General features: G+C 45.1%; 14 protein-coding genes and 1 pseudogene. 13 read left to right on the top strand and 2 right to left on the bottom strand.

Going from position 1 to position 26,455, the window contains the following annotated elements; all coding sequences use genetic code 11:
- Positions 1-301 precede the first annotated feature (301 nt).
- The 11 genes and pseudogenes from AABI08_RS05270 to AABI08_RS05220 form a co-directional block, all read left to right on the top strand.
- Complete coding sequence (locus AABI08_RS05270) at positions 302-1,483, top strand: metal-dependent hydrolase family protein (RefSeq protein ID WP_338343948.1); 1,182 nt, start codon at positions 302-304, stop codon at positions 1,481-1,483.
- A gap of 157 nt (positions 1,484-1,640) precedes the next feature.
- The gene (locus AABI08_RS05265; protein WP_338343949.1) at positions 1,641-2,339 is read left to right on the top strand and encodes an MrcB family domain-containing protein; all 699 of its coding nucleotides are present in this window, start codon (positions 1,641-1,643) and stop codon (positions 2,337-2,339) included.
- On the top strand, positions 2,336-2,830 hold the full coding sequence (locus tag AABI08_RS05260; RefSeq protein ID WP_338343950.1) for a protein NO VEIN domain-containing protein: 495 nt from the start codon (positions 2,336-2,338) through the stop codon (positions 2,828-2,830). The genes AABI08_RS05265 and AABI08_RS05260 overlap by 4 nt, the downstream gene beginning before the upstream one ends.
- Positions 2,831-2,877: 47 nt before the next feature.
- Entirely contained in the window at positions 2,878-3,708 is an 831-nt protein-coding gene (locus AABI08_RS05255; RefSeq protein WP_338344397.1) for a hypothetical protein, read from the top strand.
- A 90-nt stretch (positions 3,709-3,798) separates the two neighbouring features.
- Positions 3,799-5,562 carry a DUF2075 domain-containing protein gene (locus AABI08_RS05250; protein WP_338343952.1) on the top strand — a complete coding sequence of 588 codons (1,764 nt, stop codon included), beginning with the start codon at positions 3,799-3,801 and terminating at the stop codon, positions 5,560-5,562.
- A gap of 299 nt (positions 5,563-5,861) precedes the next feature.
- The gene (locus tag AABI08_RS05245) at positions 5,862-6,104 is read left to right on the top strand and encodes a hypothetical protein (RefSeq protein ID WP_338343953.1); all 243 of its coding nucleotides are present in this window, start codon (positions 5,862-5,864) and stop codon (positions 6,102-6,104) included.
- Positions 6,105-6,396: 292 nt separating this feature from the next.
- Positions 6,397-6,855 (top strand): DUF805 domain-containing protein, encoded by a 459-nt coding sequence (locus AABI08_RS05240; RefSeq protein ID WP_338343954.1) that lies wholly within the window; start codon positions 6,397-6,399, stop codon positions 6,853-6,855.
- 127 nt (positions 6,856-6,982) lie between these two features.
- On the top strand, positions 6,983-7,447 hold the full coding sequence (locus AABI08_RS05235) for a DUF805 domain-containing protein (protein ID WP_338344396.1): 465 nt from the start codon (positions 6,983-6,985) through the stop codon (positions 7,445-7,447).
- Positions 7,448-7,618: 171 nt separating this feature from the next.
- On the top strand, positions 7,619-8,113 hold the full coding sequence (locus AABI08_RS05230) for a DUF805 domain-containing protein (RefSeq protein ID WP_338343956.1): 495 nt from the start codon (positions 7,619-7,621) through the stop codon (positions 8,111-8,113).
- A gap of 123 nt (positions 8,114-8,236) precedes the next feature.
- A complete protein-coding gene (locus AABI08_RS05225) occupies positions 8,237-8,725 on the top strand; it encodes a DUF805 domain-containing protein (RefSeq protein WP_338343957.1) in 489 nt (162 codons plus the stop codon).
- A gap of 141 nt (positions 8,726-8,866) precedes the next feature.
- A pseudogene (locus tag AABI08_RS05220) lies at positions 8,867-9,016 on the top strand (plasmid mobilization protein); the annotation flags it as partial.
- A gap of 84 nt (positions 9,017-9,100) precedes the next feature.
- Here the strand turns inward: AABI08_RS05220 and AABI08_RS05215 are convergent.
- A complete protein-coding gene (locus tag AABI08_RS05215) occupies positions 9,101-9,682 on the bottom strand; it encodes a xanthine phosphoribosyltransferase (RefSeq protein ID WP_338343958.1) in 582 nt (193 codons plus the stop codon).
- Between the two features lie 141 nt (positions 9,683-9,823).
- Here AABI08_RS05215 and AABI08_RS05210 point away from each other — a divergent pair, with 141 nt between their 5' ends.
- Positions 9,824-10,576, top strand: coding sequence for a CPBP family intramembrane glutamic endopeptidase (locus tag AABI08_RS05210; protein ID WP_338344393.1), 753 nt, complete (start codon positions 9,824-9,826; stop codon positions 10,574-10,576).
- Between the two features lie 261 nt (positions 10,577-10,837).
- Here AABI08_RS05210 and AABI08_RS05205 read toward each other — a convergent pair whose 3' ends face one another.
- A complete protein-coding gene (locus AABI08_RS05205) occupies positions 10,838-12,142 on the bottom strand; it encodes a nucleobase:cation symporter-2 family protein (protein WP_338343960.1) in 1,305 nt (434 codons plus the stop codon).
- Between the two features lie 635 nt (positions 12,143-12,777).
- On the opposite strand from AABI08_RS05205, the gene AABI08_RS05200 reads away from it, so the two are divergent.
- Positions 12,778-26,163 (top strand): DUF1542 domain-containing protein, encoded by a 13,386-nt coding sequence (locus tag AABI08_RS05200; RefSeq protein WP_338344391.1) that lies wholly within the window; start codon positions 12,778-12,780, stop codon positions 26,161-26,163.
- Positions 26,164-26,455 lie beyond the last annotated feature (292 nt).

The following is a 26,455-nucleotide window of genomic DNA, read 5'->3' as shown; positions in this document are numbered from 1 at the left end:
ATCAAAATGGCAGGCAAGGCGATAATAGCTAGGGATTTAATTAGGCTTAATTGGTTCCCAGAGTTAAAAGTCATTAGCTTTTTCCTTTTGTTATTTTTTAAATTATGATTATGATAGAACTATTATAAAATAATTGCAAGTCTTTAATTTTATTAATGTAATGATAAAATTAATTTAGAAATCTTTATACATTAAACGCTTATAAATGTTGTTTAAATAACAAAAATACTCTATTTACAAATTATTAATTAAGAATTATCATGATAAAAAGATTAGTTAAAAATTAGAAAGAGGAATAGCGATGGCAGAAGTTAGTTTTAAAAATTTTAATTTATTTGACGGAAAACATGATCATATTGAAGAAAACAGCTGGTTTGCTGTTGACCAAGAAACAGGTAAAATTACGAAAATGGGGACGGGGGACGGTCCTGAGGAAGCAGTTGACTTGCATGGTAAGTATGTTATTCCTGGGCTTATGAACTGTCATACACATATTGTTGCTGATCCTAGTCGTGGTGATGGTGGTTCAAACACTAACGAAACTGAAATTGCAGTTCGATCGGTCGATAGTCTACGTACTCTTTTAAAATCAGGTGTGACTTATATCCGGGAATGTGGCAGTGCATATGATGTCGACATTACTTTCAACCGCATGAGTAAAGAAGGTAAATTGAAGAAAGTCCCTCACATTTTGCCTTCCGGTGGCGCTTTTTCGATGACGGGTGGTCATGGGGATATGCCGAATATGGGTAACCTTGTTGATTCTCCTGATGCGATGCGTCATGCTGTTCGTGTTGGATTGAAAAAAGGGGTCAAAGCAGTTAAATTGATTGCCACCGGTGGTGTTATGACCGCCGGAGATGACATGTCGAGTACACAATTAAGTGTTGAAGAAATGCGCACAGCAGTTGTCGAGGCTCATCACCAAGGAGTACCAGTTGGTGCTCACGCTGAAGGTAATCCAGGAATTATGAATGCACTTGAAGCGGGAGTGGATTCAATTGAACACGGTTTTTATGTCAACGATGAAGAAGCTGATATGATGGCCAAGAATGGCACTTATTTGACACCAACATTGATCGCTGCGTGGGGTGTAGCTGAACTTGCTAAGGGAAAGATCCCGGAGTGGGAAAGCAAGAAAATGCAAGTAGCTTTGGATGACGGTTTTGAAAATATCAAAAAAGCGTGGAAAAAGGGAGTTAAGGTGACTCTTGGTACAGATGCTGGAACGCCATTTAATGGCTTCGATATGACGCCTGTTGAATTGGAATTGATGGTTAAGAATGAAGATGCAACACCATTTGAGGCCTTGTACACATCATGGAACGCTGCCGAATTGATGAAGGTCTCTGATGAATATGGTTCATTGGAAAAGGGAAAGTATGCTGACTTTTTGGTTTTGGACGAAAATCCATTAGTAGATGTTAAGGCCGTTCAACAAGAAGATAAAGAGGTTTACTTGTCTGGTGAACGTCAATTTTAACTAGTATTAACAATAATATTTGTATATTAAAAAGCTCCGCTATCCTGATAAACAGGAAGTGGAGTTTTTGTGTTGAAACGAAAAAAAGTATACAAAAAACTGAACTTTGTCTCTTTGTGCTATACAATAAATACAAAAATGTATAGGAGAGAATGGTATGACTATAAGAAGTATTATCAGCACAGTCCTCAGTGATTATACACGTGAAAAAGAAAGGGCATTTGCAAAAAATCCTTTAGCTAAACTTTTACGAGATGGATTTCAAGAGAATGTAGAAGACGATGTGTTAGGTGATGGTATTGTCACATCTGGTTCACCTGGTCAAGGACAATGGGCAACTGTTCCTTGGATTGGAGTTTTTGATGAAGAAATATCAACATCAGCTACTCGTGACTTTTATATCGTTTATCTCTTTTCCTCTGACATGAAAAGTGTATATGTTTCATTAAATCAAGGTTGGACATTTTTTAAAGATACTTACGGTCACAATGCCAAAAAACAAGCAAAATATGTGGTTAAACATTTTCAAAATATACTGACAACTAAAAATAATCGTATGACAACGGAACCAATTCACTTGCTCCAACCAACAGAGTCAAATGATCTGGTCGCTGGTTATGAGCGTTGTAATATATTTAGCATCAAATATGAAACCAATCATTTACCAACTAATGAGCAGATGGAAAATGATTTGATCAATATGATAGCATGTTTGAAAGATGTTAAGAAAGTTTTAGTTAATAGTCATAATGTTGCGGAAAGTATTGAATACATTCTGTCTGTTAATGAAAGATCAGATTCTTTGTCCAGCGATAGTGCAGAAAAATTGCCCAAAAACTACCAGTTGCTCAATTGATTGAAACAGCTGCCCCATCAACTTCTAAAGAAAAACCTGTGAACAGTAGTAATACGATTAAGAAAGGTCGAAAGGTTAAGTATGATGAAGTGCAAAAAAGTAATAGTGAGGTTGGTTTCTTCGGTGAAAAAGCTGTCTTAAATTTTGAAAAAGAAAAGTTAAAAAGATATCCAGATTTGGCAGAAAAGGTGGAACATGTTTCTGTTAAACAAGGTGATGGTTTGGGATACGATATTTTATCGTTCGATGAAGAGGGTCGTGAAGTTTTTATTGAAGTAAAGACGACGACCCAAGGAAAAGATGCACCTTTTTATATTAGTGATAATGAAGTTGATTTTGCCTTGAAACATTCAGATAATTATGTTCTTTATCGTATCTATAATGTTCAGAACATACTAGAAAGCAAAGATAAAATTGAGTTCTTCAAAGTAAATGGCGATCGTTTTCAGGGCATCAGCTTGAGTCCAGTCAAATATAGGGCTTTGATATAAGTTATACCTTTTGTTATTAATTTAAAATTTAGAAAGTGGGTGAAATTTTGAAAGGGAAACCAGGAAAATGTGCAGTTTGTGGAAAATTTTTTGAGCATTTGAGTTTTGAACATATACAACCTCATGCAACGGGTAATAGCGGTAAAGCATTAACGCTTGATTTAGAAAGAATATTATCCGATGACTATGATTTTGATCATAATGGGATGAGGGGTAAGCAGAGTCAAGGAGGAGCCGGGGAATATAGTTTGTGTAGAGAACATAATAGTTTTTTTGGGAAAAAGTATGTTCCCCACTACCTTGATTTTGTAAACTCGGTTTCAAATCTTATTAGAAAAACTGATAAAGATGATGATTATTCTAAAAAGGTATATAGTTTTGAGACATTAATTAATCCTCTATTGGTTTCTAAACAAATAGTTGCAATGTTTTTAAGTTTGAACTATAAAAATGGTGGTCGATCTGGTTCTGATTTTCAGAAAATGAACCGAGAATACTTGTTAGATGTTGATAGTCATGAATTTCCTACTGACAGATTTGAAATTAGAATGAATTTATATTTACCTAGTGATTACAATGGTGGGATTCGTTCATATCAAAAAAAATTCTTAACTAATTTGGATTTGACTGATAATTATGAAAATCCGCTGAAAAGAGCAATTGTTTATTCTGAAATACAAGATTTTCCAGTTGGATTTACTCTAATTGATAAAAGATATAGTACAACGATTCCTAAAGGTGGCTTGAGTTTGAATGAATTATTAACTTCTCCGAATCAGGAACAAAAAATCGTTATGTTCAATGTTCCAATTATAAGAGGTATCGAACAAACAGCGTTACCATTAGCACCATCCTTATTTTCTTCCAGAGAGGTTTGATAAAAAGAGACAAAAAAGTCTAAAATATATCTTATTTTCCAATATAATATACGTTAAGTAGGAATAAGTATTTTATATTGGGAGTGAATAATGGCAAAATTCGGTGTAGTTTCATTGAGTGTTGATAAAGAACATCAGTTAAATTTCGATAATTTGCGGGAGCCAGAATTGAGAGTGCTTTCAAATTCTAATATTATCTATATTTATCGTGGTAGTAAGTCTAAAAAGATTTATATCGGTCAATCTGTTAACTTTTTGTCCCGACACAGTCAGCATTACAGTGGTGCAGAGGAAAAGTTTAATGTTGCTGATTTTGACCAAGTGATTGTGTTGTATTCAACGTACTTTAACGGATCTGCGTTGGATGATGTGGAAAGTCAATTAATCACTTATTTTACGGCTGATAATCCGAAAGCTAAGCATCAAGCAGTTTATGCTGATGACTATAACGATATTATTAATCAAACGGCAGGAAACTCAGTTAACGAGTACACAGAACGTGAGAAGGTAGCAACAGAAGTGGTTCTTCCATTTTGGGAAGATGTTCTTGGTAAAAGAGGTTGGGTTAATACACCTAATTTGGACTTATTGAGAACCAAGGCGCTGGTTAAGTACTCACCAATTAAACAATTAACTAGACAGCAGCATGGAATTATCGATGAAATTTTGGATAAGCCCGATAAGAGTTTTGTTATCAACGGTGATGCTGGTACAGGTAAAACGGTCTTGTTAACTCATTTAGTGGCTGAATTAAGTCAGAAGAAGCCGGATGCTAAAATTGCGATTGTCGTTCAGCCTAATTGGGTAAAAACTGCTGAAGAAATTTTCAAAGTTTACGGTTTAAATAGTGCAAACGTTGTCGTGGGCACTTCAATTAAGCTGGTGAATTACAACAAAGATAATCATATTCATTACGACACAATTATCGTGGATGAGTCTCATAAACTGTCACGACGTGGTAATAAGCAACATCCTAGTTTTAATAAGGTTTATGAAGGCAAGTTTGCTGATGAAGAAAATCATCTTGAGATTTTAAAAAAGCTTGGGGACCAAGTTGTTTTAATGTACGATGTTTTGCAGGCAATTCGACCAGCCAATATTTCACGAGCTAGCTTTAAATCAGCAACACAGGGTTTTGAACGTCGCTATCTAACTACTCAGTTTCGAATTCAAGCACCAGTTGGAAAAGACTACAACTCGGACGACTATATCAACGGAATCAAATATTTGTTGTACAAAGATACAGGTCTGCTAGCAGAAACTAATTTCAATCCTGATTTCAACCGTGATGTTTTTCGTGACGGTGGGCCGGATGCTTATTTTGGATATTTTAAGACCGAGCCATTGCGAAATTTGTTTGATTGGATTGAAGAAGACCGTAATTTTAATCCAGAAAACGTTGACAGAGTACTGGCCGGCTTAGCAGAGGATTGGAAACAGTCTGATGGAAAGAATCCAGCTATTAAACATTGGTTTGAAGGCTCACTTGCTAAAAGATGGAATTCTACTCAAGAAAATTGGGTGAATTCCAAGGAAGATGATGCCGAAGACCAAGTTGGATCGGTTTTTGCTGTTCAAGGAATCGATTTGAATCGAGTCGGTGTGTTAATTGGTGATGATATTCAGGTCAATGATAAGGGCGTTCTTGCTGCCAATAAAGAGAACTTCAGGAATGTTAATGGAAAATTCACTGAAGAGGATATGCAACTAACAGAAAATCAGGAAGAGTTTACATTATTTGTCCTGAATATTTATTACATCCTGTTGACCCGAGGTATTGATGGTATCCGATTAGGATTCTGGCGTAATGATGCGTTTATGGAATATATGGAAAGAACGTTGGAAATTAAATAAGTTTTGGATAAAGAACGATTTTCTGACAAGAATAGCATTCAAAAAATCGTAACAACCAAAATTAACAAAGAGGGCAAACTGTACGCCAACGGCTTGCTCTTTTTTACTGATTTTTTAGTGAAATTCGGCTGGTAGAGCATGCCATTTATGCCAATTGATTGGACTTTTAGAACCAATTGGTTCAACTTGGTTTAAATTATGACGATTAATTAGCTACATATTCAAAAAATGAAAATTAATGGTAGCCAATTGTTGACTTTTCCTTTATAAATGAGGTATCAAATGAAAGGAGGTAGAACATGAGTGGCTTGATTCGGCTGGTGGTCATTTGCATCAAGTATAGTTTCAAGCACTTAACCGATTCTTTTTTTGGGCGGCACACGGATAACTTTCGAGTGCAGCTCCATGTCACTAACCTAGTACAAAAGGAGGTTAACTGCAATGAACAATGGCAATGCGGCAACATCACAATCAATCAAAATGCAACAGCGCCAAAACAAGGGCGCTCGAATGGTTCAAATAGGCGTAATAAATCAGTTTAACTACTATTATGTTAATGAAACTCAGACCCGTTTGAATCAGGTTTACTATGTCAAATTAATCGCACCCCCGAGAACGAACCATCGGCATTTTAGGTGTCGCCGGCGGCGCCTTGAACAGATGCAGCTCCTCAGCCCATTCATGACTTTCGGAAAGGAAATCACGTATGTCACGGTTTATGCCTATATCAGCATTCCTCTTTTAGGACCGCACCCAGGCCGTTGGTCACCGTATCAAGTCTTATGCTAAAATAGTCGGAGCGGTTGTCACTTAAACAATGCACAAGGAGAAAAAATGTTTAAAGCGTACAAAAAGTTCTGGCAGAACTACGTTAACTTTAGCGGTCGAACAACGCGAGCCGATTATTGGTGGTTTACTTTGGCCAATACCATTATTTGGCTCATTTGGATAGCGGTCTTTGCCGGTGTTTCTGTTGGGCCAATTATGAAGTATGTCGATCATGGTCGTTTCACGCAAGCCGATACGCCCATGTTGGGCCTACTAATCGTTTTGCTTTTATTGGCTCTCTTTTATGCACTGGCAACCTTCATTCCCAGATTATCTTTGCAGTATCGGCGAATCGTGGATACAGGTCTTAGTCCATGGTGGTTCCTCTTAGTTGTGATTGGCAAGTTCTTGTCAGTTAGTGCTGCGGCACAAAACAACGCCATCACAGCTGCTGTTTTCTTCTTAAACTTGGCTGTTTTTGTTATCAGCGTGTCTAAGACGGATGCCTTCAAGAAAGAAAAATAAGTTTATTGTACAAAAGTTAGTTTCAGGAAAGGATCCACAATAGTGGGTCCTTTTTTGGTTGGTGCTAAACATTCGGGGATGCTGGTGCTACAATGAGCAATAGAGAGCTCGAAAGGTCGAATTGCAAATGATTATGGTGCAAGCGTATAAAAATTATTGGCGTAAGTATTTGGATTTCTCTGGCCGAGCTTGCCTCGCTGATTTTTGGTTAGTAGTCTTTGACAACATTCTTTTGACCGTCTTGGTTCTTTTGCTAACGGGAGGGTCGATTTGGGAGTTGGCGCAACAACTGCTACAGAATGATTTTTCCGGCATTGGCCTGGGCGTCGTTGGAATCGCGGCAATAGCGCTAGTTGTTTCGCTATTTTACGGTTTAGCAACGATTATTCCTAACTTGTCGCTGCAGTACCGCCGAATTTTGGATACCGGGCTGAGCGCCCGTTGGTTTGCCTTGCCCATTGTGGCCTGGGTGCTAGTGGTTGCATACGCTATTTTTCCAAACACTTTCTTGCTTCTAGCTTTGGCCGTGGTTGAGTTAGTCCTCTTAGTTATCAATTTGGCGGGTACAAACCGTTTCTCACATAAACGTTAATTTTTTGAAGCTTGGTCATATTGGCCAAGTTTTTTATATGACAACAATTTCTTTAAGACAAGTTGACTTATTGTAAAAAACCTTTAAAAATCAGTGATTTTTTAGTAGTTCTCATTTAAAAAGCGTGGTAAGATAAGAACGATTGAGAGAAAAGTAAAATAGGAGAGATAAATGTTATCTGCATATAAAGATTATTGGAAGAAATATTTCCGTTTTTCTGGTCGCTCAACCCGGTCTGATTTTTGGTGGGTGGTTTTAACTAATATTTTAATTGGCATTGCGGCAGTTGCGATTACAGGTGGTTCACTATTTTCTTCACTAAGTTCTGCCGTTAGTGGTGGAGATCAGGCAGCGCAGAGTTCGGCTGGCATCTCTGGTTTTGGTGCTGTCTTCATTATTTTGTATCAATTAGCCGTCATTATTCCCAACTTGTCTTTGCAATGCCGTCGGATTATTGACACGGGTTTGAGTGGCTGGTGGTGTACCTTGGTTGCTTTGGCATATCTCTTGCCAGCTGCTTCTTTAGTGGCCTTGCTTTTTGATGCCTATAATGCTGGTAATACATCGAATTCTTTTTGGTTAATGATCCTTTGGTTCATTGTTCAAATTACCATATTGGTGATTAACTTAACACCAACTGATGCTTTTGGTCGGCACCGTTCTTGATTCGTGTGCAAAGCAGCCCAACGGGGCTGTTTTTTAGTGCTAAAGAGGCTAAAGTACTTTTTTAGAATGCTTCTTGATGTTATAATGTTTGAGGCTAATTTATACGGAGAGGAGGTGAGAAGGATGATACAAGTATATAAAAAATATTGGGAAGATTATTTCCACTTTAAAGGTCAGACTTCTCGCTCGGAGTATTGGTTAGTGTTTTTGATTAATACCGTGATTAGCCTCTTAGGTTATTGGCTAATCCTATACTTGTTGGGTAATTTGGTGAGAACCGTTGTTTCCGTTGCGGATAACTCGAAGGCCTATTGGGTTGTATTAGTGACATTGATTTTGGTAACTTTTTTGCTAACAGTCTTTTTGATGCTTAATGTCATTCCGTTTCTATCGATTTCTTATCGCCGTTACCGGGATACGGGCCTGACGCCTTGGGCTTTCATTATCGAACCGGTAGCAATTTGCCTATCCCTGGCTGTTTACTACTACGAAACAAAGGTCTATGAGAGCAATATCAACATGCCTTTATGGCTAATTCCAGTCTTACTGGTCTTAGTATTGGCGGATTTTTTGATTAAAATTTTGCCGACGGGTACTTTTAATAAAATCTAAAAAGCCATTGGCCAGATTGATCGGTCAATGGTTTTATTTGTTCAATAGATAATTTATCCTTCTGTAGTAAAGTTTTCTATGGTGAAGGGTTTTCATTATAATAAATTATGTAATACGTTCGTAAACAAAGGAGAAGTGTCAATGAGTCATGCAACTATTAAAAATAAAACAGTTTCGACCCGTGTGACCCCGGAAATTAGTGAACGAGCTAAAGAAAATCTGGCTAAACATGGTCTAACAGTTTCTGAATATATTCGGCTTGCACTAGTAAAGGCAGCTAATAATGAAGTTCTGACAAAATAGATAAAAGTAAAGCCCCTGATTTCCATTCGAAATCAGGGGCCTTTTTTGAATTGTATAGAAACGAGGTAGTGCTTAGTCCGCCTCGTCAAAAACGACTTGGCCATCTTCAAAGGCGGCGATTTTTGCCAAAGAGTGGATATTCGTTAAGCCGGCTTCGATGGCTGCCTGGCGACCAGGTTGGAAGGACTTTTCAATCACAATGCCGGCCCCAACGATGGTAGCACCCGCATCATCGGCTAGGGCCTTCATACCGAGCAAAGCTTGGCCGTTGGCGAGGAAGTCGTCAATCAACAAGACGTTGTCATCGGCTGATAAGAAGCGCTTATCAATCCTGATTTGGTTGGTGCTTTGCTTTGTGTATGAATAAACGTCTGCGGTGTAGGCATCGTCTGAGAGGATGCGGGACTTGGACTTGCGCGCAAAGACGACAGGCACGTCAAGGTTCAAACCGGCCATCACGGCCGGGGCGATACCAGAGGCTTCGACCGTGATCACCTTGGTGATACCCTGGTCTTTGAAGAGGCGAGCAAATTCAGCACCCATGGCCTGCATTAGCTTGGGATCAATTTGATGGTTTAAAAAAGAATCAACCTTCAAAATATCAGCGCCTAAGACGCGGGCGTCTTCTTTAATTCGTGCTTCTAATTCCTTCATGAGGACTCCTTTATCAAGACCGCTTAAAAGCGGCAATCTAATTAATATTTTACCAAGGGGAAAAGCTTGCTACAAGGGCAAAAGTTGGCATTCGGCAAGAGATATGGTACATTAAAAACTAATGAAATGAGGAATACGTGGATGCCAAATCAGCAAGACAAACTCATCAAGTGGATGAGGCTTACTAAAACCTTTCTATTAAACCTGGCGGCCTTTTTGGGCTTTTTCGCCCTTGAATATGCGGCGATGGTCTTTATCCAAGGTTCGGTCTATTTTTCCGGTCAGCACCGCTATGGGTTGCTAATAATTGGTCTTGGTTTGGCTTATTGCTTTGTGCGTTTTGGCCTGCAAGCTATTAAAGATAATAAGACTAAGCTGTCCTTTTCTTTGAAGAAGATTGCTTGGCCGACCAAGTCAGAATTTGGAACAATCATTGCAGCCTACCTGTTAGGTTGGTCGGGGATGGTGATTTGGAACGAAATTGAAATTTTGTTCTTTTATAAGTTGACCCACGGGACAACGGAAAATCAGTCGGCCATTGATAACATCATGCAAACCGGCGGCCACTATTCATTGGTCATGTTTTCGCTGATTATTGTCTTCTTAGGACCGGTGATGGAAGAAATCCTGTTCCGTGGACTCCTCTTCCGTTATTTCAAATCGGTGAAATTCCCTTGGCTGGTTGTCGTGTTGTCGGCTTTGTCCTTTGGCATTTATCACCTGAGCTCTTACACTTGGGTATCGCTCTTGGACCTACCACCGTACGCAATTATCGGGTTCTCGCTGGCCTACGTTTACAAGAAAACGGACAAGTTGTCATCCTCGATTATCATGCACGTTTTCCACAATGGTTGGATTCAAGTCATCTCGATTATCACCTTGCTCCAACACTAATTTTACCTTCTATCAAATCAGGCCTGCTTAACAGCAGGCCTTTTTTAGTGGACTAAAGAGCGGGTGGAGCGACGGTTAAGCATAAGAGGCAGTTGGACGGCCGGTTAAAGAGCAGGTGGACCGGCAGTTAAACAAGTGGTTGGACCGCCAACCAAATCCGTGTGGAAAAAGAAAAAAATCTGTTGTTCTTGTACCCAGGTCAATCATCAGCGAGACTGATTTTGCAGCTGGGGGAACAGCAGATTTTTTAGCTGGACGAATTTAAGCGTTAACATCCTGGTCAGCCTTAGGCCAACCGTTCAAAAGTAAGTTCAAAATCACGGCAACAACGGTCGTCATGACAACACCGTTGGTCATCACCATTTGCAATTGTTCAGGCAAGTGGGCCAAGAGAGTCGGCACTGAGCTAATGCCCAAACCAGCGCCAATTGACAAGCCGGCAGTCAAGAGGTTGCCTTCCTTGTTCAGGTCAACCTTACCAAGAATTTGCAAACCTTGAATGGCGATGGTTGAGAACATGACCATCATGGCCCCACCCAAGACGGCTGAAGGGATGATAGTGGCCAAGGCACCAAACTTTGGCAACAGTCCCAAAACCAAGAGCAAGCAAGCGGCGTAGTAAATTGGTTGCTTGGTCTTCACACCTGAAAGGCGAACAACGGCCACGTTTTGTGAGAAGGTTGAGTAGGGGAAGGTGTTGAAAATGCCAGAAAGGACAACGGCCAAACCTTCGGCACGGTAACCACGGGCCAAGTCCTTTTGTTCTAATTTCTTACCAGTCAAATCAGCCAAGGCAAAGTAAACGCCAGTGGCTTCGACCATGGCAGTCAAGACGATGATAATCATCGTTAATGAGGCAGACCATGAGAAAGTTGGTGTTCCCAAGAAGAATGGTTGGGGAAGGTGGAACCAAGCGGCGTCAGCAACCGGCTTCAATGACACGCGGCCAAGGGCAGCTGCAAATAGAGTGCCTAAGATAATCCCCATTAAAACGGCGATGGCCTTCAAGAAGCCCTTGGCAAACTTCATTAATAGCAATGTCAAAACGATGGTCACAAAACCAATCAGAAGGTTTTGCCATTCACCGAATGACTTGGCTGTTAAGCTACCGCCACCCCAGTTTTGCAGGGCAATCGGAATTAAGCTTAAGCCAATAACGGTAATCAATGAACCGGTAACAACTGGTGGGAAGAAGGCGCGCAAGCGAGCGAAGGTCCCGGCAATCAAAATGACGAAGAGACCGGCGACGATTGTAGCACCGTACATTGCCCCCCAGCCGAGGCTTGAGCCAATGTTAATCAAGGGTGAAACTGCTTGGATGGATGAACCCAAAACAACGGGCAAAGCAATACCGGTGATAGGGGTTTGCTTCAATTGAAAAAGCGTTGCCAAACCAGTACAGAAAATATCAACTGAAATTAAGTAGGCCAGTTGCGTACTACTAAAGTGCAAGGCCGTTCCAATCAGCAATGGTACCAGAATGGAACCAGCATACATGGCCAGCACGTGTTGTAACCCTAAGAGTAGGGCCTGAAACTTTGGAAGGGGGTGGTTGGGTGTTTCCATGAGATCTCCTGTGCTTGACCAGCCATCCTTGGTTGGTCAAAAGTTATGATTAAAAACAAAAATATTGGAGCAGTCCCATCCGCAGACAACAAAAAAAGCACGCAGTACCCAAGCGTGCTCAAAAAAACCCTTGGTGATAGTCGCCCTTTTTGCTGGGCGGTAGAGACTCGGCTAGCGTTAAAAGCCGGATATAACTCCAATACGGTACTAATATTATAGCAGGTATGAACTTTAAAAGATACAAATTAGGCTGGAATGGTCGGAAAATCAGAAAATCGCATGAAATCAGCTGAGTCTTCGACTTGGCTGATTTTTTAAATACGGTCGTTTGAATAAATGACGTTTTTGTTACATTTTAAAAACCGCTGGTATAAAGGCGAATGCCTTTAATGGTGTTTAGAATAAGGTTGGTGTTTTTAGAAATAAAGGGAAATGGATTTTCTTCTTTATTAATATAACAAAATGATATACAATGTGTCGGTTTTAATATAAAAATAATCGCAAAAGTAATATAATGTCTTTAGAACGACTATATATTAAGAGAATAGCAATTTTAGCTATCTTTTTGATACGGTCGCCTTTTGATATATAAAAGGCAAGATAAATAAGTGGGCTATAACCCCGAGGGGGCACAGATGAATCGTAATCAAGACTTAAACACAACGATTAAAGAGCACTTCAAGATGTATAAAGCGGGGAAGGTATGGTTGGTTGCCGGTCTGACCTTGAGCTTCTTATCACTGGGGTCAAGCAGCCTTTCTGCTCATGCGGATAGCATTGCGCAGTCTGGTGAAAGTAGCCAAACGGATGGCGGCAGTCAGTCAACTGCGATGAATTCAGTTGGTACCAGCACAGCCAGTGTCACCAGCCAGAAAACTGTTCAGGTCAGCCAAACGGCGTTCATTGCTACCAGCTTGTCGGTGAGCCAGTCGCAGTCTATTTCGACGAGCCAATCAAAATCGGATTCAACCAGCGTTTCGACGAGCCAGTCGCAATCAAATTCAGACAGCGTCTCAACAAGTCAATCACAATCAACTTCGACTAGCGTCTCAACAAGTCAATCACAGTTAGGTGTGGCTGGATCAACGACTAACCAGTCACAATCGGTTTCGGCTAGTGTCTCGGCCAGTCAGTCGCTTGCGCTTGTACAGGGTGGACAAGGTCAGGCCAATAGCGGACTTATCACCAGCCAATCAACACAAATGACGGCACAGGCCGGCACAACAGAGGAAAACGTTAGTGCCCTGAGCCTAGGGGCAACGGCGGTAACACCCGATGCCTTGGCGCAGTCTAATTTGGCAGAACAAGGCACTGTCCTTGGGGATAGTAGCACGACCAGTCAGTCGTCTAGCGGTAGTCAAACCAGCACGAGCCCAGCACCAACGGCGGTGCAGTCGATGGCCGACGACCAGACGGCTCGGTCACAGTTTAATAGCACCGTTGCTAGCAATACGGCCAGCCAGTCAAATCAGGTCAACCCCTCAAGCATTACCATTAGTCAATCTGATCAGCTGACCAATATTGATCAATACAAAGCGCAGGACCAAGCCAATAATTCTTATGCGGTGGTCACCGACTGGGCTTCTTTTCAGGCTGCTTATTTAAATGATAATATTCGCTTTATCGATATTCAAAATGATATTACGAACCCAAATGCGGGCAATTACAACGACCTTTCCGAACGTACTCAGAACATTATTATTCAAGGAAATGGTCACCAATTGAACCTGGGGCAGGCGGCGATGTGGACCGGGGTTTCACCCAATGCCGCTAGCAACGGGACCGGTGGATCAACCTTTACGATTACCAATACCAATTTGGTTCAGTATGATGCCTGGAATTCAACTAGTGAATCTGGAGTCGCTTGGAAGGGCAGTTATCCAAATGCTGCCATTGCTAGTTATAACCAAAACAACTCCGATGGGGGTTGGATTTATAATATTGATAATGTCAGCTTGAATGGTCCCCAGGGAATTACGGGGCCGGCTAATCAGCAACCAGAACACTTACTGGATGCCGAGGGTTCGTACGCCATTTTCTCTGGCAATGTCACCGTTAACTCGACCCAGGAAATGGCTCGGATTAGTAAGGTTGATATCGTCAACGGTGCCAATGTGAACTTCCAGTTGGCCAATGGTGCTAACGTTACCAGTAACACGGGCGATGGATCGCCAATGTTTAACTTCTCGAGCCTGGCAACCGCCCAATCACAGGGTTCGGCTATTACTGGGGCCGACCACATGTTCCGCGTGGGGGATGGTGCCTCGGTTAGCGGAGGATTTTATCACTCAGGTGCAGCAGCACCTGGCTTGTTTAACTATGGCCTCGTTTATGGTAGTTATCAGGGGATGGAAATCGGTGATAACGTTACCTGGACTTTGGATGGGTATCGTCACTTATTAGACCAATTGAACTACAATGGCTCTAATCCAAATAATCGCCAGTATATTTTTGGTCGGAACTTTACGGTTAATACTCTTAATAACCAGGATAATTTGTCGGGTGTGACTGCATTTGACGGTCGTGACTTTATTACAACAAGCGACAATACGAACGCTAATATCTACTTTTATCCAGGCTTGACGCTGTCCTTTAAGCAATTTAATACTCAAAGAGGCGCTCAATCAATTAAGTTGGGTGCTGGGACGACGCTGGAGATTGACGAGCCCCGTCTTTTTCATGTTGGACTCTTTGATTCCAATAATAATGGTTATGACTATGCCGGTGGTGTTGATAATATCGGTGGTTTTAATGGCCAGATATTCACCATGAGCAATGGTGCTCAGTTTATTATCAAGGGTGTTAAGACCAGCATCTGGACCACGGGTACCTCGAGCGGATCAAATCCAACGGCATCGGATCAGACCGATGGCGGGACCCTAGTGATTACGAATCAAAATGCTGTTTTAACTCCTCGAGATGGCGACCAAAATTCCACTATCACAGTTAAGACAGATGATACACGCGAAATTTGGGCCGATAATACCGGTGGCAATGGAGCCGTGAACGTTGACTATGTTGATGAAACCGGCAAGGTCGTCAAGGAGGTTCAGGTCGATGTTTCTGATTTGAAGAAGTATTATCCAGGCGAAGTTGTTTCCCTGGTTAATTCCAACATCGTCAATGACCAAATGCCAACGGGCTACCGTTGGGCCTTGGGTTCTGAGATTCCAAGCACTGCAGCGGGTGATCATCAAAGTGGCGGGGACTCAACGACATCGGCCGATGACGGGACCGCAGATGGACAAGCCAATAACTTGATTGTGCCCGTCAACGATATGTCCTTTACCTATAAGGTTTATGTTTATGGTCTGCCGGAAACCGTTCAATACCAGTATGTTGATGAAAATACTGGCAAGGTCTTGCCGGGTCAGTTGTCTGGCGGAACCGGGTCGGAATTAACATCTGGTTTGATGACCGCTAATTACGGCAATACCATTGATTGGACCAATCAGTATTACACAACCACAAATGTTCCAACCGGCTACCACTACGACGCCAGCAATACTAACCAGACCAAGTCCACTGTTGTGAGCGATAACAATGGCTTAGTGACGATTTACGTGGCTGGAAACGCGCAAAATATTCAGCCGGTTTACGAAAATCAGCATGGCAATACGCTTCGATCTGTGCCAAGTCTGACGATTCAGGGCATTACAGGTCAGACACTAGCTTCTTTGCCACAACCAGAGGTTGATGGTTTTTCAATTTATCAAACGCAGGTTAATGGTCAAGTTGTTGACCCAACCAAGCCTTATACCTTTGGTCCTAGTGACCAGATTACTTTCCTTTATGAAACGAATGCCGACCGAATTACGGATTTGAGTGCCCTGATTTATGCTGAGGAAACCAAGGAAAACGGCATTATTAATAATGATTCAACCTTAAATCGGGCAGTCAAGGCTAGCCAAGTTAGTCAGGTCGGGGATGCCCGGCAAGCGGCCTTAACGAAATTAAGTGCTGGATCCGGTAACGCCTTGAACGATATTTTTGCTCAGGGAATTGCGGCCATCGATGCGGTCTATCACACCGGTTTGCCAATCGAGACGCAGCGAGCGGACTGCTTGACGAACTTGCAGGCGGTGGCAACGAAGACCGAGACGACCATCAAAAATGATACAACGCTGACCACAGCCCAAGTGGCGAGTGAGACGGCAGCGGTTGAGGCCGATTTACAGGCAGGCCAAACGGCTATCAAATCAGCCACGGATATCGATGGCATTTATGACCCTTTCAACAATTACAGTACTAAGATTCAGGCCGATTACAAAACTGGTGAGGCCATCTCTGGCCAAAAGTCAGATGCTAATAATGCCATTAATGGTGCGGGCAATCAAACCCACCAGGATATTAACAATGACCCCACCATTGATACAGCAACCAAAACGGCTGAAAACAATGCTGTTACTAAGGCAAATTCGAATGCCTTAATTAATATTCAAAATGCTCAAACAGCCCAACAGGTTGCGGATGCCTTGGCTAATGGACTGGCAGCGATTAAGGCGGCCCACGTTTCTGGGACACCACTGACGCAACAGCAAAGTGCTGAAGAACAGGCGGTTCAGCAGGCAGCTCATACCGCAACCGGAATCATTAGTGGCGATCAAACATTAACGAAGAGTGATCAGGATGCGCAAAATCAAAAGGTTTATAACTTTGCGAGTGCTGCTATTACGGCTATTTCGAATGCTCAGGATGCGCAAAGCATTGAAACTTTAGCGAATACGGCCATTCAAAACATCAATGCGGTGCACCAGTCTGGACCTGCGGTCGGTGACCAATTGGCCGCTGCCATTGCCAAACTGAACGCCGAGGCCTTGAAGGTTACTAATGCTATCAATACCGATCCGACCTTAACGACTGCCAAGCAACAGCAGGAAAGTGCCGGTGTGACGGCTGCGCAAAACACGGCGTTAAATCTCTTGAATAGCCAAACAACGGCCCAGGGCATCCAGCAGCAGTTATCAGATGGTGTGCTGACGATTGATAACCAACATCAGTCTGGTGACGATTTAACACAGCAAAAAAATGATGCCAATAATGCTTTGGCATCCCAGGCAAGTGCGACAACAACGACGATCAATCAAGATGTCACGCTGACAGCGGCGCAAAAGCAGCAACAAAAGCTGAATGTGCAAAGTGCACTGACGGCTGACCAAGCACTCGTCACGAACGCTACAAATGCTCAGGGTGTTTTGGATAAAAAAACTGCCGGCTTAGCTGATATTGCTGGCCAGTATCAGGCTGGGGAAGCAATTAGCCAGCAACAAAATGATGCCATTAACGCCCTAGACCAACAGCGGACAACGGTTGAGAGCGCTATTAATATCGATCCAACTTTAACGACTTCTACACGACAGGCGCAAGATGCCTTGGTAGAGGCTGATTTTAGTAATGCCAAAAATGCGGTTAATAATGCTACGGATGCTGACGATATTAACGCTGCCAGGGATCAGTGGAAGCAAAAGCTTGCTAGTGAACACGTCTCTGGTGAAGCATTGGCGAACCAACAGGCTGATAAAAGTAATGCTTTGTCAGTGTTAGCAGGACAAGTCAAGCAACAAATAGAGGCCGATACGGGCTTGACGGGGGCGCAGCAGCAAGCCCAGTCCAATAATGTTGACCAGGACTTGCAGAAAGCTGAATCCGCTTTGACTGCCACCACAGATGCGGATGGCGTCAACAGCACCAATGCCCAGTGGACACAGAAAATCAACAGTGATTATCAGAAGGCCACTCAAACTCTTGCTGAGCAGCAAAGCACCATCAATTCTAATTTGGCGGCATTGGCTGTGCAGGTGAAGACTGAAATCAAGGCCGATGCCGGACTGACCAGTAGCCAGCAGACCGACCAGGCGGGCAATGTTGATAGTGATTTGACTAGGGCTCAGGCTGCAGTTAGTGCTACGACGAATGCCGATGGTGCTAATAGTGCCAATTCGACCTGGACACAAAAAATTAACGCCGACTATCAAGCGGGCGTTCCTTTGGCGACCCAACAAACGAGTGCTAGCACCAACTTGGCGACATTGCATGACCAACTTGTTACTGCGGTCAAGGCTGATACCGGTTTGACGAGTGCTGCCCAGACAAGTGACATTCAAAACCTCGATGCACACTTAATCCAGGCGCAAACTGCCGTGAAGACGGCAACGAATGCCGACGGCGTTAACAGCGCAGTTGCTATTTGGCAGCAAACCTTAAATGCTGACTACAAGAAGGGTGAAAGCCTGAGCGATGAACAGATCGACGCAAAAAATCAGTTAACGCAGTTAGCAGGACAAGTTAAGCAGCAAATTGAAAATGATACCGGTTTGACGGGTGTCACCCAGCAGCAACAAACTAGCAATGTTACGGCTGATTTGGCGAGTGCTTTGAATGCGGTTTTGAATGCCAAGGACGATGACGATGTCAATGCCGCTGTCTCGACTTGGACAACAAAGTTAAATGGCGACTACACGGCCGGCATTCCTTTGGCGAACCAACAAGAGACCGCCATTGCTAGTCTGAAAGCAACCGCCAGTCAGGCGAATGCAAAGATTACTGGTGATACGGGTCTGACGGGTGCTGACCAACAATCGCAATCCGGTCAGGTTAACACGGATGAAGGCAAGGCAATTGCAGCTATTAATGCGGCCACGAATGCCGATGGGGTCAATAGCGCCGAGGCTAGCTGGACGCAGACAATTAATAATATTTACAAGGCTGGAACGCCTTTGTCACAGCAGCAAGAGACTGCCAACCAAAACTTCTCAACTTTGGCGGGACAGCTTAAGGGCCAGATTGATGGGGATGCCAGCCTGACGACCGCTCAGAAGCAAAGCGATGATAGCAACTTGCAGGCTGATTTGACCAAGGCCCAAGTGGCGGTTTCTGCTGCCACGAATGCTGATGGGGTTAATACCGCTGTTTCAACTTGGACACCACTTCTGAAGGCGGACTATCAGACATACGGTACTTTGGCCGAACAACAAAGCGCGGCCAATGATCAATTAACAAAAGTCGCTGGTCAGGTGAAGGCTGAGATTACGGGCGATACCGGCTTAACGACCGCGGACCAAAATTCACAGTCAGCCAAGGTTGATAACGATTTGGCCAGTGCCTTTGCGTCCTTAGTTAACCTTGCTGGTCAAATCAAAAACCGGATTAAGGCTGATACCGGTTTGACTAGTGCTGCACAAGGCAGCCAGTCGAATAGGGTCGACTCCGATTTGAGTCAGGCACAAACGGCCATCAATGCCACGAAGAACGCTGATGATTTGAACAACACGGTAACCACTTGGACTGGAACACTGAATGACGAATACAAGGCTGGTGAGGCGTTGTCAGATCAGCAGGAGTCGGCGAATAATCAATTGGCCGTTTTGGCTAATCAGGTCAAGGTCCAGATTGAAGCCGATACTGGTTTGACAAGTGCTGAGCAGCAAGCCCAATCAAAGCAGGTGGATACTGACCTTGCCAGTGCTCAAACGGCCGTTTCGTCAGCGACGAGTGCGGACGGCGTGAATAGCGCTGTTACCACTTGGACCGGCACCTTGAACGCCGACCACAAGGTTGGTCAGGCGCTGTCGACACAACAGGCCACGGCGAACTCGAATTTGGCGACATTGGCCAATCAGATTAAGACCAAGATTACTGCGGATACCGGCTTGACCGGGGATGCACAACAAGCAGAGGTTGCCACCGTTAATGCTGACTTGGGTAAGGCTCAGGCGGCCGTTAGCGGCGCAACAAATGCTGATGGCATTAATAGCGCCAACGATTACTGGACACAAACACTGAATGGCGATTACCAGGCTGGCCAAGCATTAGCCGACCAACAGGCAACGGCTAATTCTAATCTAGGTACCTTAGCGGGCCAAGTGATTGCCAAGATTAAGGCGGATACTGGCTTGACGAGTGCTCAGCAGACTGCTCAGGTTGCCCAGGTAAATGCGGATTTGAATAGTGCCCAGGGTGCTGTGAAATCAGCCACGAAGGCCGACGGCGTTAATAGTGCCGTTGCAACTTGGACCAAGACATTAAATGCCGACTATCAGGCGGGTGAAACCTTAACCGGTGAGCAAAGCGATGCCAAGACGAAATTGTCGCTCTTGGCGGACCAGGTTAAAAATGCCATTTTGGCCGATACCAGTTTGACGGGTGCGACCCAACAGGCCCAGTCGAGCCAGGTTGATACTGATTTGGCCCAGGCATTGCAGGCGGTTGGAGCTGCCCAGAATGCCGACGATGTGAATAATGCCGTGACGACTTGGACTCAGACCTTGAACGGTGAACACAAGGCCGGTCAGGCTTTGTCGACGCAGGAGTCGACGGCCGTTAATAATCTGACAACATTAGCTGGCCAGGTCAAGGCTGCCATTTTGGCCGATACCGGTTTAACGGCTGTTGAACAGCAAGCACAGACTAAGCAAGTAGAAGCTGACTTGGCCAAGGCTACGGTTGCGGTGAATGCTGCGACGAACGCGGACGGTATCAATAATGCCGTTTCAACCTGGACGCCAACCTTGAAAGGTGACTATCAGGCCGGTCAAGCATTAGCCGCCCAACAGAAGAATGCAAATAGCAACCTGGCAACATTGGCTGGTCAGGTGCAAAACAAAATCCAAGCCGATACTGGTTTGACCAGTGCCGACCAACAGAGCCAGTCGAACCAAGTAACGAATGATTTGAGTAAGGCGCAGGCTGCGGTTAACAATGCAACGAACGCTGATGGGGTCAATAGTGCTCTTGCCAGTTGGACCCAGTCGCTGAATGGCGATTACCATGCTGGTCAAGTTTTGTCGACGCAACAAGCAACGGCCAATGCTAACCTGGCGATTTTGGCGGGCCAGGTCAAGAACCAGATTACAGCTGATACTGGCTTGACGGCTGCCAGGCAGAAGTCTTTGTCAAATCAGGTGGATACTGATTTGGCTAAGGCGCAGGGAGCAGTTAGTGCTACCACTAATGCCGATGGCGTGAATAGTGCTGCTACTAGTTGGACCAAGACCTTGACGGCCGATTACCAGGCCGGTACTGCTTTGGCGGACCAACAAGCGACTGCCAAGTCAAATCTGGCTGGCGTGGCTGACCAGGTCACAACTAAAATTAAGGGCGATACCGGTTTGACTGGTGTCCAACAACAAGGTGAGAGCAATGCTGTCAGTGCTGATTTAGCCAAGGCAGATAGCGATATCACGAATGCCACCAACGCGGATGGCGTGAATAATGCTGTTTCAACTTGGACGCAAACGTTGAATGGCGATTACCAGGCCGGTCAGGCATTGGCTACGCAACAGGCGACTGCCAGTGCCAACTTGAAGACACTCGCTGACCAAGTCCAGGCCAAGATTACGGCCGATACCGGCTTGACGAGTGCTGACCAACAGGCGCAGTCTGGCCACTTGACGGCTGATTTGGCTACCGCTCAAGGGGCAGTGCAATCCGCCACCAATGCGGACGGCGTTAATGCCGCCGTGGCCACTTGGACGCAGACGTTGAATAACGACTACCAGGCCGGTGAGGCGTTGACAGCTGAACAAAAGGATGCGAATGCCAAACTTTCGGCTTTGTCAGTCCAGGTTAAAAACGCAATTTTGGCCGATACTGGCTTGACCAGTGCGACCCAGCAAACTCAGTTAAATCAGGTTGATCATGACTTGGGTCAGGCCATCGTTGCAATCGGTACCAGCAAGGATGACGACGAGGTCAACACGGTTGTTTCAGCCTGGACACAAACGTTGGACGACGATTACAAGGCTGGCGAAGCCTTGTCCAACCAGCAGGCAACAGCTGAGGCCGCCTTGACGACCTTGGCAGGCCAGGTAAAGGCCAAGATTTTGGCCGATACCGGCTTAACCAGTGCTAACCAACAAAGTCAATCGAACCAGGTTGAAAAAGACAGTGCTCAGGTGCAAGCAGCCGTAAAGGCAGCAACGAATGCGGATGGTGTCAACAGCGCCGTAACAGTCTGGACCGCAACATTGAACGGCGACTACCAGGCTGGTCAGGCTTTGGCTACCCAACAAGCTAGCGCTAATGGCCAATTGTTGACCTTGGCAGGCCAGGTCAAGGGCAAGATTTTAGCTGACACTGGTTTAACAACTGTTCAGCAACAAAATCAGTCGAACCAAGTCGACCGTGATTTGACTCAGGCCCAAACCAACGTGACTGCAGCAACGAATGCCGACGGTGTCAACAGTGCCGTGGCCACTTGGACAAAGACTCTAAATGGTGATTACCAAGCTGGCGAAACTTTGGCTGTCCAACAGACAATTGCTAATTCAAACTTGGCAACGCTGGCTAACCAGGTCAAGGTCAAGATTGAAGCCGACACCGGTTTGACGAGTGATCAGAAACAAGCTCAGTCAAATCAGGCTGATGCAGACTTTGGTCGTGCACAAGCTGCCGTGAACGCAACAACGAATGCGGATGGCGTGGATAATGAAGTCTCAACGTGGACCAAGACGTTAAACGCTGACTATCAGGCCGGTGAGCCTTTGTCAACGCAACAGTCAACGGCTAATGGTCAAATGACCACGTTGGCTGACCAGGTCAAGGTCAAGGTTGAGGCGGACACCGGTTTGACGAGTGCTGAGCAGCAAAATCAGTCGGCCCAGGTGGACCGCGATTTGTCTCGGGCCCAGGGTGTCCTCAACACAACAACCAACGCCGATGGTGTCAAGAATGCGATTGCAACTTGGACACAGATTGTATCCGCTGATTACCAGGCTGGTGAAGCCTTATCAGCTCAACAATCAACAGCAAACTCCAACTTGGCAACACTTGCTAGTCAAGTGCAGGCTAAGATTGCAGCGGATACCGGCTTAACGACAGCGGAGCAGCGAGCTCAGTCAGGTCAAGTAAATGCTGATTTGACACAAGCTCAGAGTGCTGTGAATGCGGCCCAAAATGCTGACGCTGTGAATGGTGCTGTGGCCACTTGGATCAAGACTCTAAACGATGATTACAAGCCTGGCGAAGTGTTGTCGGCCCAGCAGTCAACGGCCACGAGTAATTTGGAAATTTTGGCTTACCAGATGAAGGCTAAGATTGCGGCTGATACTGGCTTAACCGGGGCAGAGCAACACACTCAGTCCAGTCAAGTTGATACTGACTTGACGAAGGCAGAGGCCGTTGTAAGTGCGGCAACCAACGCCGACGGTGTCAAGAATGCCGTTTCGATTTGGACACCAACTTTGACCGGTGATTACCAGGCTGGCGAAGCGTTGTCAGATCAGCAGGAAGCAGCCAAGAGCAATTTGGCTACTTTGGCTGAGCAGGAAACAGCCAAGATTGCAGCCGACACCGGTTTGACGAGTGCAGAACAGCAGGCTCAGTCGGGTCAAGTCGAGGCTGATTTGGCCAAGGCGCAAGCAGCTGTAACCGTAGCAACCAATGCCGATGGTGTTAATAGCGCGGTGGCTACCTGGACACAGACTTTGACCGGTGATTACCATGCCGGCCAGGCTCTTTCAACTCAGCAAGCAACGGCTAATAACAACCTGAACGGAGTGGCTGGCCAAGTGAAGGCCAAGATTTTGGCTGACACTGGCTTAACCAGTACGGCCCAGCAGGCTCAAGTTGCGCAGGTAAATCAGGATTTGTCTAAAGTCCAAAATACTGTATCGGCGGCAACCAATGCCGATGGTGTCAACAACGCCGTGGCTACTTGGACGCAGACCTTAAATGGTGATTACCATGCCGGTCAGGCTTTGTCGAGTCAGCAGGTCGCTGCTACTGGACAGTTGGCAGCCCTTGTTAACCAGGTCAAGGCCAAGATTGCCGGGGATGCTGGTTTAACAAGTGCAGACCAGCAGGCGCAGTCAAATCAGGTCGAGGCTGACTTGACGAAGGCAGAGGCTGCAGTCACTGCAGCAACGAATGCTGATGGTTTGGATAATGCGGTCAATACCTGGACAAAGACTCTGAATGCTGATTACAAGGCTGGTCAGGCTGTGTCAGCCCAACAAGCAGCGGCTAATGCCAACCTGGCAACACTTGCTAGTCAAATTCAAGCCAAGATTGCAGCTGATACCGGTTTGACTAACGCTGAGAAACAGGCTCAGTCCAGCCATGTCGAGGCTGATTTGGCCAAGGCAAAAGCAGCTGTGAATGCGGCGACGAATGCTGATGGCATCAACGGTGCGGCTTCAATTTGGCAGCAAACGTTGAACCATGATTATCAACAAGGTGCTTCTTTGAGTAGTGAGCAAACGGCAGCCAATACGAGTTTGGCTACGTTAGCAGACCAGGTCAAGGACAAGATATTGTCCGATACCGGCTTAACAACGACTCAGCAGCAAGCTCAAGAAAATCAGTTGGATCATGATTTGGCTCAGGCTCAAAGTGCTGTCAATCAAGACCAGGATGATGACGGTGTCAACAATGCTCTTTCAGCTTGGACGCAAAGTTTGAATGCCGACTACAAGGCCGGCAAGGCACTGGCACAGCAACAGCAATCCGCCATTGCGAACCTAGAAGCCGTGGCTAGCCAAGTAAGGGCTAAGGTTGCAGCCGACACAGGTTTGACTAGCGCTGAAAGGCAAGCTCAGTCCAGCCAAGTAGACACTGATTTGGCCAAGGCAGAAAATGCTGTCAACGCGGCAACCAATGCCGACGGTGTGAACAGCGCGGTTGACACTTGGACGCAATCATTGAATGGTGACTACCATGCTGGCGTTAACCTTGATAGTCAGAAGGCGGCTGCTAGTCAGGCAATTGCCACTGGTGCTGCATCGGCCAAGGTAGCCATCGAAGCCGACAAGACCTTGACGACTGCGCAAAAGCGGGCACAAGAGGACCAGGTTGACCAAGACCAAGCTAAGGCGCAAGCGGCTATCAATGCGGCTACCGATGCTGATGCAACGAATGCAGCTCGCGACGCTGGTACGCAGGCGATGACCAATGACCATCAATCAGGCGCAAGTGTGACAGACCAAAAGGCAGCTGCTAACCAGGCAGTGGCTACTAACGCAGTTGCAGCTAAGGCAGCGATTGAAGCCGACAAGACCTTGACGACTGCCCAAAAGCAGGCACAAGAGAATCAAGTCGACCAGGATGCAGCTAAGGCGCAAGCGGCCATCAACGCGGCCACCGATGCCGATGCATCGAATGCAGCTCGTGACGCCGGGATCCAAGCGATGACCAACGACCATCAGCCGGGTGCAAGCATTGAAGCCCAAAAGGCAGCCGCTAACCAGGCAGTGGCTACTAACGCAGCTGCAGCTAAGGCAGCCATCGAAGCCGACAAGACCTTGACGACTGCGCAAAAGCAGGCACAAGAGGACCAGGTTAACCAAGACCAGGCTAAAGCACAAGCAGCCATTAATGCAGCCACGGATGCCGATGCAACGAATGTGGCTCGAGCTGCCGGCAGCCAAGTAGTGGTCAATGACCATCAACCGGGTGAAAGTATTGCGGACCAAAAGGCAGCGGCTGATCAAGCATTGGCAAATCAAGCAGCGGCTATCAAGGCGGCCATCGAAGTCGACAAGACCTTGACGACAGCCCAAAAGCAGGCCGAAGAGAACCAGGTCAATCAAGCGCTGGTTAAAGCACAGGCGGCTATCAATGCAGCAACGGATGCTGATGGTATCCAAACAAATTTGGCTACTGATAACCAGCAGCTGCAAAAGCTTCAGGATAGCCTGACAAAGTTAACAGGTCAGGAAAGTGAAGAGAAAGCGCAGTCAGTAGCTGTTAAATCAGCTTCAGCATCGACACAGCCAGTTGTGCCCTTGCAGCAGGCTAATCTCGGAACCGAAAGGCTGATTATCAGTCCTCAGTTACAAGCGGTATTACCAGTAACGGGACAAGGTCAAACAAAGCAGTCAGGAACGGTTGACCATACTAAGCCAGTTACCCGTGTTGCTTTGTATGACCATCGAAAGACTGGCGTTCATCAGAATAACCAGTCAGTCATCAAAGGTATCATTTTTGGTCTTTTGTCAATTTCGTCGCTGTTGGCAATGACGAAAACTTATTTTGCACTTGATTTTCACCGAAAGTTTATCGGAGGTAAGCGTCGGAAGCGCTGATCAAGCAAATTTTAGGTAAATGAAAAGGAAGGCAGTCTAATTTGGACTGTCTTTTTTGGATTCAAAATGACTTTTTAGACGAAAAGTCTTTATTTTGTCGTCTTCCATAATTGATAGTGTAACTTTGTTGTTATATTTGAAAATAATTGGTAAAATGTTGATAAGGATTTTCCGAATTTTTTATCAGTGGTTATTGATAAAAATCAATATAGTAATTCAAACAAAAGAAGGGGGGACAAGATGTCAGAGGATGATAATGATAGTCGATTTTTAATTGAACTCATGATTGTGG

Source organism: Fructobacillus evanidus, from assembly GCF_963580165.1.
Taxonomy (GTDB): Bacteria; Bacillota; Bacilli; order Lactobacillales; family Lactobacillaceae; genus Fructobacillus; species Fructobacillus evanidus.
This window is presented reverse-complemented; position numbering and strand designations above follow the sequence as displayed.

Bases quoted from the DNA above. Each gene is read 5' to 3' on its own strand.
- AABI08_RS05270 (WP_338343948.1), top strand. From the start codon at position 302: ATGGCAGAAGTTAGTTTTAAAAATTTTAATTTATTTGACGGAAAACAT.
- AABI08_RS05265 (WP_338343949.1), top strand. From the start codon at position 1,641: ATGACTATAAGAAGTATTATCAGCACAGTCCTCAGTGATTATACACGT.
- AABI08_RS05250 (WP_338343952.1), top strand. From the start codon at position 3,799: ATGGCAAAATTCGGTGTAGTTTCATTGAGTGTTGATAAAGAACATCAG.
- AABI08_RS05245 (WP_338343953.1), top strand. From the start codon at position 5,862: ATGAGTGGCTTGATTCGGCTGGTGGTCATTTGCATCAAGTATAGTTTC.
- AABI08_RS05240 (WP_338343954.1), top strand. From the start codon at position 6,397: ATGTTTAAAGCGTACAAAAAGTTCTGGCAGAACTACGTTAACTTTAGC.
- AABI08_RS05235 (WP_338344396.1), top strand. From the start codon at position 6,983: ATGATTATGGTGCAAGCGTATAAAAATTATTGGCGTAAGTATTTGGAT.
- AABI08_RS05230 (WP_338343956.1), top strand. From the start codon at position 7,619: ATGTTATCTGCATATAAAGATTATTGGAAGAAATATTTCCGTTTTTCT.
- AABI08_RS05225 (WP_338343957.1), top strand. From the start codon at position 8,237: ATGATACAAGTATATAAAAAATATTGGGAAGATTATTTCCACTTTAAA.
- AABI08_RS05215 (WP_338343958.1), bottom strand. From the start codon at position 9,682: ATGAAGGAATTAGAAGCACGAATTAAAGAAGACGCCCGCGTCTTAGGC.
- AABI08_RS05210 (WP_338344393.1), top strand. From the start codon at position 9,824: ATGCCAAATCAGCAAGACAAACTCATCAAGTGGATGAGGCTTACTAAA.
- AABI08_RS05205 (WP_338343960.1), bottom strand. From the start codon at position 12,142: ATGGAAACACCCAACCACCCCCTTCCAAAGTTTCAGGCCCTACTCTTA.
- AABI08_RS05200 (WP_338344391.1), top strand. From the start codon at position 12,778: ATGAATCGTAATCAAGACTTAAACACAACGATTAAAGAGCACTTCAAG.